Raw genomic sequence first — 9477 nt, forward strand, 5'->3', positions numbered from 1 at the left:
GTAGCGGGGGGAATGACGTGGTCCGGGCCCGCTTCGTTGCGTGTCGCGGCCGGCGTTTCAATTGCGGCGTCTGAAGAACCGCTCCATCACCTGATGGCGCAGTGGGCGGGAATCGTCGTCGGCGCCCGCGACCCAGACCGCGGCGCGGCGCAAGGTGCCATGGACGCCTTCGAACCGCTTGAGCGTGGCGTTCACCGTGTCGGCGAAGCGATTCAGGAGCGGTGGGGACACCGAGCCTGTGGCCCGGAGTTGGAGCTCTTGCCTCTGGGCGCGGCCGAGCTGCATGCGGAGTGTTCGCTCCGGGTGGAGGGGCAACGCAGGGTGCTTCTGGCACAGGTAGGACAGCTGCGAGTAGCGGTCATTGACGCGCATGCCGCGGGTCATCGAGTCGGGACGGAGCCGATAGTGGAAGAGTGGCTCCGGGATGACGGAGCCGGTGAGTCCGCGCTCGGCCAGGGAGCAGAAGACGTCCCAGTCCTCGTAGGCCGTGAGCCATTCGTCGTAGCCCCCGACTTCTTCCACGAGCCGCCGCTCCATCAGCGCGGTGCAGGTGGAGGCGACATTCTCCGCCAGTAGCGCGTCGCGCTCGGTGCCCCAGGGAATCCAACCGCCCACGGGCGCGTCCGGAGCGTCAATGAAGTACGAGACGAGGGAGGTGACGTACGCAAGCCCTGGCGTGCTCTCCATCACCGCGACGGCCTTCTCCAGGAACGAGGGGTGGATGAGGTCATCCGGGTCCAAAGGCAGGATGTAGCGGCCCCGCGCGGCGCGCAGCCCGGCGTTCCTTGCCGAGCTGAGCCCTCCGTTCGGCTTTCGGATGACGTGGACGTCGGCATCATCGAGCGCGTCCAGTACGGCAAGGCTTTCCGGGTCGGTGGAGCCATCATCCACGAGGATGATTTCGTAGTCGGTGAAGGTCTGCGCGCGGATGGACCGCAGCGTCTCCGGAAGGTAGCGGCCCATGTTGTAGTAGGGCACGAGGAAGGACACGGAGGGCACGGAGCCCGCCGCGGCGCTGGGTTCCGGGTGGACGGGGCCTGGATGCCGATGCGGCCTTGCATCCGCTACAGCTGCCTCGAACCGGCGGACGATGATGTCCGGCGAGCAATGGGAGACGACGCGGGCAGGGGCCACTTCACGAGCGACGTTTCGGAGTGCTGGTGAGGAAAGGGCCTTTCCTAGTGCTGCCGCCAACTGCACGGCGTCATCACTTCTGAAGAGCAGGCCACTGCGGCCGTCGTCGATGAGCTCCGCCATGCCTCCGGCATCGCTGCCCACCACGAGTGCACCCGCGGCCATCGCTTCCATGCACACGAGGGAGAAGTGCTCCCAGCGAGAGGGCACGCAGCACACCGTTGTTTCGGTGAGTGCCGAGGCGAGGTCTGCACGCTCGCGCGGAGGCGCGAAGTGGAACCTGTCTCGCCAGGCGGGGGCGATGCGCTGGTCCAGCCAGTGTCGCAGGGAGCGGCCGAACGGGCCGGTGCGCGTGTCATCCCCGATGAGCTGGACCTCCGCGACGACTCCTTGCTCGAAGAGGGCCTGCATGGCTTCGACGAGAAGGTGCACGCCCTTTCGGTACTCCAAGTCTCCGAAGTACAGCACCTGGGGCCGTCCGTCGGGGGGACGAGGGGATGCGAGGGGCTCCCGCATCGCCGCGAGCGGAGGTGGAATCACGACGCCGCTGCGCTGGAGCGCCAGTCTGGTGCGGACGCGCTCCATGGCAGGCCCGGACGGAGAAAGCACGAGGTCCGCCTCACGGATGGACGTGTCCTCCATGTGTTCGCGCTGAGCGGTGTCCATGTCGAGCGTGGCCACCCTGTTGAGCAGCAGGCGGTCGTGGGTGGAGTCGTGCAAGCGCACCGCGAGGACCGCTGGCTCGAAGTGCCCCAGCGTCCGCCGGGCGCGCATCGCGAAATAGCCTTCGCCTGCGTCGTCGGGGAACTCGATGACGTCGAAGGGATGCCGCGCGTGGAGCTCCAGCAGGCTTCGGTACGCCGACCACGCATGGCGAAGCGGCGCGTGTGGAAACGCGCCCTTGAGGTCCCCCTCTCGCTCGTCCACGGCGTGCAGGTGCACGCCGGGAAGCTGGGACACGGCGCGCTGCCAGTCTGCATGCCCAGCCGTCAAGACATGGACCTCGTGGCCTGCCGCTGCAAGCGCCCGGCTCATGGTTGCCACGTAGGTCGCGATGTCGCCCCTGTCGAAGGGGGCGAGTTCTTTGGAGACGAGGCAGATGCGCAAGGACCGGACCTTGGACGGAGGAAAGCGTCGAACAGATGGGGAATACACCCGAACGGCCGCCATCCTCAACGCCACCCCAGCGCCACATGCTCATCGCACGTCGAGGACCGCGGCGGTCGCGCAGCCTCCTGCAGGACGCGGAGTCACGGGGGGCGAGCCCCGGTCGTCACCGGCCTCGCTTGCGTGTGCGCTTGGAGGACGCGGCAGGCGTGGGCGCCTGCTGCTCGGCCGCGACGCCTTCGGCGCGGGTGCCCGCGGCCTCGAGCTGCGCCAGCCTGCGCTCCAGTTCCTTGCGCCAGGCGGCCTGGGCACGCGCCTGTTCGCGCTGCACATCGTGCAGGGTGGCCAGCGCGTCGAGGATGGACTCGTTGAACTCCACCTGCTTGCGCAGCACTTCGTTGATGAAGGGCTGGAACGTGAGGCGGAAGGCGCGCTTCGCCAGGACGAGCGCGGTGCCGGTGAGGCCTCCCCGGTGGGAGGTCGCCGGCTCCGCGTAGCGGCTATCCATCTTCCCACGCGCTTCCTGGAGCAGCGCGGGCCAGGGCGCGGGCGTGGGGGGGCGGGCCGCCGCCTCCAGCGTCTGGCGCAGTGCCTCCTGGGTTTCATCGGAGGGCGTGGGCAGTTGCTGCGCTTCGCGCGCCACAGCCTCGGCCGTGGGGCTGCGCGTGATGAGGTCTTCAGTTCGCACGTGGGAGGACTCCCGTCGAAGCCAGCGTCGTGAGCAGTGCCTGCAGTGCCGTCTCGACGTGAGCCGGCTCCTCCACCACCAACCTGTCACCCAGCTGCTCCCGGGCGGCTGCGAGCAGGGCCGGCTGGCTGGAGAGTGCACAGACGCCCCAGGCCCGCGCCGAGACATGGGGCAGCAGCGTTTGCGCTGACACGGTGTCCGCGCCCAGCAGCACCACGGGCGCGCTCGAAGCCCGCACCGCCGTCTCCAGCGCGGACGACCCCGGTAGGGCCGCCCCGGCGTTTGAGCCAACGGGTTGGTCCGGCGTGAAGTGCGTCACCTCGATACCTTCGACGCGGATGGGCTCCGGCGCCAGGGACGCGGCTTCACCCCAAGGGCGCAGGGCAAGCAGCCGGGCCCCTGGCAGGCGCTCCACCAACCGGCGGGCCAGACGTGAGGCTGGCTCCTCGGGCCGTACCGTGAAGCCTGGGCAGACGAGCTCCACGGTGGCTGCGCTATTCGTGGCCACCGGGCGCCGCGGAGCCGTACCGGAGCAGAGGCCTTCGAAGGCCACGCGGACCTGTTCGGCCACGGCGTCCTGCGACAGCTCGGCGATGCGCTCACGCTGCGCGGCAAGCACCTGCGCGCGCAGCCCGGTGCTGCGGTCCAGCACGGCGAGCAGCTTCGCGACCTCGCGGGGCTCGTCCGAGCGCGTGGCGAGTCCCGCGCCGCCCATCGTCTCTGGCACGGCGGCGGCGCCGTAGGCCACCACGGGCACGCCGCGGTACATGGCCTCCAGCAGCGGCACGCCGAAGCCCTCGTGACGGCTCATGGAGAGATATGCGGACGCCGTGGCGAAGCAGGCGGAGAGCTGCGCGGCGCTGACGCGTCCCAGGAAGCGGACCTGCTCGGCGCCCAGCACGTCCTTCAATCCGTGCAGGTAGGCGCCGTAGGCCCCATCCCGGTGCAGGGCGCCCGCGACGACGAGCCGACTGCGGGGCTGGTAGAGCCGCTGGTACGCGGTGAAGACGCGCAGCACGTCATCCACCTTCTTGCTGGGCACCGCGCGGCCCACGAAGAGGATGTTGGACATGCCGTCATCCAGCTCGGCCTGGAGCGCCGGGTCCGGCGCCGTGTCGAACGCCGCCCAGTCGATGGCGAAGGGCAGCACCGCGACGTCCGGGTAGCCTGCGGCCACCAGCTCCTCGGCGCTGAAGCGCGAGTAGGCGAAGGCCGCTTCGACGTGAGGCCGGAGCGCCAGCAGCTCGGCGCGCGCGGCGTCACACGCGGCGGCCACCTTGCGCTCGAAGCCCTCGAACAGCCGCGCGGGCGTCACGTTGTGGTAGACGAGCACCTTGCGACCAGGGCTCTTCGCGATGCGGGGCACCAGCCGCGATTCGAAGCTGTGATGCACCAGCAGGACGGCGTCGCGCCCCGCTTCCCGCGCGTAGTCACGCACCAGGCGGACCTGGTCCTTGCAGGCGTCGTCCCAGGACTCGGCGTAGATGTCGGAGGCATGTCCCCAGCGGCGCAGCAGGCCCTGGAGATAGCGCACCTGATTGCCCACGGCGTCGCCCCAGGCGAGCCGGGGGAGCACCTGGTGGATGGCGGGAAGCCCGATCCGACGGGGAGGGGGACGCGGTGTGCTCACGACCGGCTCCCTTACCGCCGTGCAGGGCCGCCCACAAGCCTTGCCTCCCTCTCACCTTGACGGTCGTGGACCCCTTCGATACGCAGGCGCTCGCTCCGAGCGCACGAGGTCCACGGGACAATGAACGTACTGGTGACAGGCGGCTGTGGCTTCATCGGGTCCAACCTCGTGAAGTACCTGCGCCGCGAGCGGCCCGCCTGGACGGTGGTCAACCTCGACAAGCTCACGTACGCCGGCAACCTCGAGAACCTCTCGGAGCTGGAGGGCGACCCCCAGCACGTCTTCATCCGGGGTGACATCGGCAACCGCGAGCTGGTGGAGCACCTGATGTCGGTGCACGCCATCGACGCGGTGATGCACCTGGCGGCGGAGAGCCACGTCGACCGCTCCATCCTCGGGCCGGAGGTGTTCGTCACCACCAACGTGCTGGGCACCCAGCAACTCCTGGAGGCCAGCCGCGCCCGGGGCGTGAAGCGCTTCCTCATGGTGTCCACCGACGAGGTCTACGGCTCGCTGGGGCCCACGGGCGCCTTCACCGAGTCATCGCCGTTGCAGCCCTCCAGCCCGTACTCGGCCAGCAAGACGAGCTCCGACCTGGTGGCGCTCGCCTATCACCACACGTTCAACCTGGACGTCGTCGTCACGCGCTGCTCGAACAACTACGGCCGCTACCAGTTCCCGGAGAAGTTGATTCCGTTGATGGTGGTGAACGCGCTGCACGACAAGCCGCTGCCCGTGTACGGCGACGGCGGCAACGTGCGCGACTGGCTCCACGTGGAGGACCACTGCCAGGCGCTGCTGCTGGCGCTGGAGCAGGGCCGGGCGGGCGAGGTCTACAACATCGGCGGCGGGGCGGAGCGGCGGAACATCGACATCGTGAAGGCGATTCTGGGCCTCGTGGGCAAGCCGGAGTCGCTCATCCAGTACGTGAAGGACCGGCCGGGGCATGACCGGCGCTACGCCATTGACCCGTCGAAGCTTCGCGCGGAGCTGGGCTGGACGCCCGCGCACACCTTCGAGCAGGGCCTGGCGGACACCGTGCGCTGGTTCGTCGACCACCCGGCGTGGTGGCAGCGCGTCACCAGCGGCGCCTATCGCCAGTACTTCGAAACGCAGTACCGCACGCGCCTGCAGGGGAGGGCCTGAGTCATGCGCTTCCTCGTCACGGGGTCCAACGGATTGGTGGGCAGCCGCGTGTGTTCCTTGCTCCACCAGGGCGGGCACGCGGTGGTGGGGCTGGGCCGCGGCGCCCGGCGCACCGGTGGAGCGTATGGCTATGTGAGCGTGGACCTCACGCGCGAGGCGGACGTCGCCGCCGCCGTGGAGACCGCCGCGCCCGAGGTGGTCATCCACTGCGCCTCCATGACGGAGGTGGATGCCTGTGAGAAGGACCCGGAGGCCGCGTACGCGGGGAACGTCACCGCCGCCGCCGCCGTGGCGCGGAGCGCTCGCAAGGCCGGTGCGCACCTGGTGCACGTGTCCACCGACTACGTCTTCGATGGCGAGGCCGGGCCCTATGGCGAGGACGCGGTGCCCAATCCTCGCGGCGTGTACTCGGTGACGAAGCACATGGGTGAGCAGGCCGCGCGCGTGCTCGCGCCCGGCTGCGCCATTGCTCGCACCGCCGTGGTGTATGGCTGGCCTCCGGTGGAGGGGCGGCTCAACTTCGGTGCCTGGCTGGTGACGGCCCTGGAGCAGGGGCAGCAGGTGCGCCTCTTCGAGGACCAGCTCGTGTCACCCAGCTTCGCGGACAACGTGGCCGCCATGCTGGTGGAGCTGGGGACGCGGCGGCTGGGTGGCGTGTGGAACACTTGCGGCGGAACAGTCACCGACAGGGTGGGCTTTGGCCGCGCGCTGTGCGAGGTGTTCGGGTTCGATGCGGGGCTCATCGTCCCCACCCGCATGGCGGAGCTGAAGCTCGCCAGCCCCCGCCCGCTGAAGAGTGGTCTGCGCACCGAGAAGGTCCATGCCGAACTTTCCGTTCCTCCCTTGGCGCTCGCGGAGTCCTTGTCGCGCTTCCATGCGACGTGGCTCTCGGCTCGGGGACACTGACGTGCCGAGGTGGACATGAAGGGCATCATCCTCGCCGGTGGCTCGGGGACGCGGCTGTACCCGCTGACGCGCGTGGTCAGCAAGCAACTGCTGCCCGTGCATGACAAGCCGATGATCTACTACCCGCTGAGCACACTGATGCTCGCGGGCATCCGGGACGTGCTGGTCATCTCCACGCCGCAGGACCTGCCGCGCTTTCAAGAGCTGCTGGGCAGCGGCGAGCAGTGGGGCATGCGCTTCAGCTACGCGGAGCAGCCCAGGCCGGAGGGGCTGGCCCAGGCGTTCGTCATCGGCCGGGAGTTCGTGGGCGACGACAGCGTGTCGCTGGTGCTGGGCGACAACGTCTTCTATGGCCACGGCCTGAGCGAGCTGGTGAAGCGCGCGGCGTCGCGTGCCTCGGGCGCGACGGTGTTCGGGTACTACGTGAAGGACCCGGAGCGCTACGGCGTGGTGGAACTGGACGCCAAAAACCGCGCGGTGAGCCTGGAGGAGAAGCCGCTGAAGCCGAAGTCGAACTACGCCGTCACCGGGCTGTACTTCTACGACAACCAGGTGCTGGACATCGCCGCGGGCCTCAAGCCGAGCAAGCGGGGCGAGCTGGAGATTACCGACGTCAACGCGGAGTACCTGCGACGCGGCCAGCTCGACGTGGAGCTCATGGGGCGCGGCTACGCGTGGCTGGACACCGGCACGCACGAGTCGCTGATGCAGGCGTCGAACTTCATCGAAATCATCGAGCGCCGCCAGGGCCTCAAGGTGGCGTGCCCGGAGGAGATTGCGTTCCGCATGGGGTACATCGGCGCGCAGCAGCTGCTGACGCTGGCCGAGCCCATGCTCAAGAACGATTACGGCCAGTACCTGCGGGCGCTCGCGGAGAACCGGGGAGCCGTTTCGTGAAGGTGACGCCGCTGGAGGTTCCGGACGTGCTGCTGCTGGAGCCCAAGGTCTTCGGTGATGACCGCGGCTTCTTCATGGAGATGTTCCACGCGGCGCGGTACGCGGCCGTGGGCATCCCTGGGCCCTTCGTGCAGGACAACTACTCGCGCTCGGCGAAGGGGACGCTGCGGGGCCTGCACTTCCAGGAGCCACAGGCTCAGGGGAAGCTGGTGCAGGTGCTGGCGGGCGCCGTGTACGACGTCGCGGTGGACGTGCGGCGCGGCTCGCCCACCTTCGGGCAGTGGGTGGCGGTGGAGCTGTCCGCGGACAACCGCCGTCAGCTCTGGATTCCGCCGGGGTTCGCTCACGGCTTCTGCGTGGTGAGTGACTCCGCGGACTTCCACTACAAGTGCACCGCGCTCTACGCGCCGGAGACGGAGCGGAGCGTCGCGTGGAATGACCCGGACCTGGCGATTGCCTGGCCGGTGAGCGAGCCGCTGCTTTCTCCCAAGGACGCGCAGGCCCCGAGACTCCGCGACGCGCCGTTGCTTCCGGAGTACGTGGGCTGAACAGTGCCTGAGCATCCGGCTTCCAGCAGCACCGGCGCGGGTGGAGATGCTCCCCGGGGCTCGCGACTGGCCTCGATTGCGGTGGCCAGCGCGCTGTTCATGGAGTTCGTGGACTCCACCGCGCTGTCCACCGCGTTGCCCCGGCTGTCGCAAGCGTTCGACACCGACCCCATCCACCTGAAGCTGGCGCTGACGTCCTACATCCTGGCGTTGGCGGTGCTCGCGCCCGCGAGCGGCTGGGTGGCGGACCGGTTCGGGCCCCGTCGCGTCTTCATGTTCGCGATGAGCGTGTTCCTGCTGGGCTCGGTGCTCTGCGGGTTCTCCCAGTCGCTGACCCAGTTGGTCATCTTCCGCACCCTCCAGGGGCTGGGCGGCGCGCTGATGACGCCCGTGGGCCGCATCATCGTGGTGAGCTCGGCGCCGCGAGAGCGCCTGGTGGCCGCCTTGAGCTGGTTCACGATGCCCGCGCTGCTGGGCCCGCTGGTGGGGCCTCCGTTGGCGGGCCTCATTCTGGGCGTCGCGGACTGGCCGTGGATTTTCTTCATCAACGTGCCCGTGGGCATCCTGGGCATGCTCGCGGTGGCGCGCTTCGTTCCGCCGCTGCACCAGCCGGACCCGGGCCCCTTCGACACGCGCGGCTTCGTGCTCGCGGCCGTTGCCATCACCACGCTGATTGGCTCGGCGGAGACGGTGGGCATCGGGCTGATGCCGCTGCCGGTGCAGCTGGGGCTCGCGGTGGTCGCGCTCTCGTCGCTGGGGGCCTTCGTGTGGCACGCGCTGCGCGTGGAGCGGCCCGTATTGAACCTCCGGCTGCTGCGCATCGACACCTTCCGGGCCAGCATGATTGGCGGAACCCTGACGCGCATGGGCCTGGGGGCGTCTCCCTTCCTGCTGCCGCTGCTGCTCCAGGTCGGCTTGGGCTGGACGCCCGTCGAGGCGGGGCTGGTGATGATTGGCAGCGGAGTGGGCGCGCTCAGCTGCAAGTCGGTGGCGCCCTCCATCATCCGGCGCTTCGGCTTTCGGCAGACGCTCATCTTCGCCAACCTGGCGTCCGCCGTCTTGACCTCGCTGCCGGCCTTCTTCCGGGGCAGCACGCCGATTCCGCTCATCGTCGGCGTGCTCGTCGTCAGTGGTTTCATGCGCTCGTTGCAGTTCACCGCGACCAATACGGTGGCGTATGCGGACATTCCCCCGGAGACGGTGAGCAGCGCGTCCACGGTGTCCGTGGTGACGATGCAGATGGCGCTGGGGCTGGGCATCAGCTTCGGCGGGTTGATGCTGCACCTGGCGCGCGGCGCTGACGAGGCGCCGTTGACGCCGGACCGCTTCGTGCTGCCGTTCATCGCGGTGGGCGTCGTCTCGTCGCTGGCGGGGCCGCTCTACCGCCGGCTGTCGCCCAATGCGGGGGCGCACATCGGGGG

At 69.4% G+C, this 9477-nt stretch carries 8 protein-coding genes; 5 read left to right on the forward strand and 3 right to left on the reverse strand.

The window, feature by feature from the left end; translation table 11 throughout:
• Positions 1–57 precede the first annotated feature (57 nt).
• The 3 genes from G4D87_RS26990 to G4D87_RS27000 all read right to left on the reverse strand — a co-directional run bounded on the left by G4D87_RS26990 (position 58) and on the right by G4D87_RS27000 (position 4559).
• On the reverse strand, positions 58–2304 hold the full coding sequence (locus G4D87_RS26990) for a glycosyltransferase (RefSeq protein ID WP_240358647.1): 2247 nt from the start codon (positions 2302–2304) through the stop codon (positions 58–60).
• 103 nt (positions 2305–2407) lie between these two features.
• Positions 2408–2929 (reverse strand): hypothetical protein, encoded by a 522-nt coding sequence (locus tag G4D87_RS26995; RefSeq protein WP_163785345.1) that lies wholly within the window; start codon positions 2927–2929, stop codon positions 2408–2410.
• Positions 2919–4559 (reverse strand): glycosyltransferase family 4 protein, encoded by a 1641-nt coding sequence (locus G4D87_RS27000; RefSeq protein WP_163785346.1) that lies wholly within the window; start codon positions 4557–4559, stop codon positions 2919–2921. The genes G4D87_RS26995 and G4D87_RS27000 overlap by 11 nt, the downstream gene beginning before the upstream one ends.
• A 120-nt stretch (positions 4560–4679) precedes the next feature.
• On the opposite strand from G4D87_RS27000, the gene rfbB reads away from it, so the two are divergent.
• The 5 genes from rfbB to G4D87_RS27025 form a co-directional block, all read left to right on the forward strand.
• Positions 4680–5705, forward strand: a complete 1026-nt coding sequence (gene rfbB / locus G4D87_RS27005) for a dTDP-glucose 4,6-dehydratase (RefSeq protein ID WP_163785347.1) — start codon at positions 4680–4682, stop codon at positions 5703–5705.
• 3 nt (positions 5706–5708) lie between these two features.
• Positions 5709–6611 carry an SDR family oxidoreductase gene (locus tag G4D87_RS27010; protein WP_163785348.1) on the forward strand — a complete coding sequence of 301 codons (903 nt, stop codon included), beginning with the start codon at positions 5709–5711 and terminating at the stop codon, positions 6609–6611.
• Between the two features lie 15 nt (positions 6612–6626).
• Positions 6627–7508, forward strand: coding sequence for a glucose-1-phosphate thymidylyltransferase RfbA (gene rfbA, locus G4D87_RS27015; protein ID WP_163785350.1), 882 nt, complete (start codon positions 6627–6629; stop codon positions 7506–7508).
• Complete coding sequence (rfbC, locus tag G4D87_RS27020; protein ID WP_163785352.1) at positions 7505–8056, forward strand: dTDP-4-dehydrorhamnose 3,5-epimerase; 552 nt, start codon at positions 7505–7507, stop codon at positions 8054–8056. The genes rfbA and rfbC overlap by 4 nt, the downstream gene beginning before the upstream one ends.
• Positions 8057–8059: 3 nt before the next feature.
• The coding region (locus G4D87_RS27025; RefSeq protein ID WP_163785354.1) for an MFS transporter at positions 8060–9477 on the forward strand (1418 nt) is incomplete at its 3' end.

Source organism: Myxococcus vastator (assembly GCF_010894475.1).
GTDB lineage: Bacteria > Myxococcota > Myxococcia > Myxococcales > Myxococcaceae > Myxococcus > Myxococcus vastator.

What these genes read in the sequence shown, in the direction of transcription:
- rfbA (WP_163785350.1), top strand. Translation starts at nt 6,627, where the DNA reads ATGAAGGGCATCATCCTCGCCGGTGGCTCGGGGACGCGGCTGTACCCG.
- G4D87_RS26990 (WP_240358647.1), bottom strand. Translation starts at nt 2,304, where the DNA reads ATGGCGGCCGTTCGGGTGTATTCCCCATCTGTTCGACGCTTTCCTCCG.
- G4D87_RS27010 (WP_163785348.1), top strand. Translation starts at nt 5,709, where the DNA reads ATGCGCTTCCTCGTCACGGGGTCCAACGGATTGGTGGGCAGCCGCGTG.
- rfbB (WP_163785347.1), top strand. Translation starts at nt 4,680, where the DNA reads ATGAACGTACTGGTGACAGGCGGCTGTGGCTTCATCGGGTCCAACCTC.